Source organism: Neisseria sp. 83E34 (assembly GCF_001308015.1).
Classification (GTDB): domain Bacteria; phylum Pseudomonadota; class Gammaproteobacteria; order Burkholderiales; family Neisseriaceae; genus Neisseria.
Window position 1 is genome coordinate 1 of the sequence record NZ_LGYH01000035.1, and the last position, 695, is coordinate 695.

General features: G+C 31.7%; 1 protein-coding gene. It reads left to right on the forward strand.

Annotated elements, in window-relative coordinates; translation table 11 throughout:
• Nucleotides 1-374: 374 nt before the first annotated feature.
• A partial coding sequence (locus tag AKG09_RS11515) for a hypothetical protein (RefSeq protein ID WP_156320851.1) occupies nt 375-695 on the forward strand: 321 nt, incomplete at its 3' end.

Below are 695 nucleotides of genomic sequence, written 5' to 3' on the forward strand. Positions count from 1 at the left end.
TAGAAAATCTATGATTAGTTTAGTAATTTTTATTTTATTATTTTATTAAAATATAATAATTTTATATTGTTTTAATTTAGTTTCTAGAATTATTTTAACTATAACTATTTTTGTGTTTGTTGTGTCTAATTTTTTATATAGAAAATTAACGAAAGAACTTAAGGCGGAATTGGATTTCGAATCCGATTCAAGTTTTGACATTTGGGATATGGTAAAGGATGAGAGTAAAAAAGGGAATGTGAAAGCAATAATAGCTGCTATTTGTTATTGGATAAATAGTTTTTGTTTAATAATTGTAATGATAATGTTCATTTCTATGAATATTTAATAAATATTACAGAATAAATTATTTTTTAACAAATTAGGAAAATGTTATGGGTGTACAAAATAACTTGGATAAAATTATAAATAGCGTAGCATTGAAAGATAGTTTTCAAAATGGTGATATTGCCGGAGGAGTTGCGGCAGCGGCAGCGATTGCATCAACAGCTCCTAATAAAACTTTTGCATTGGCTGCATCAATCGCGGCGGTTCAAAGTTCTTTCGCATCGCTAGCCGATAAAGCTGTAAACAACCAAGGGATTAAAGTGTCTGACGTGATGGCAACCCAAGCAGCTTTGGGAAGTTTGCTAGGCAATGCTGCGCAATATGCGGGAGATGCCATCGGTTCAAGGAATAAAGCAGCGGGTAAAGCT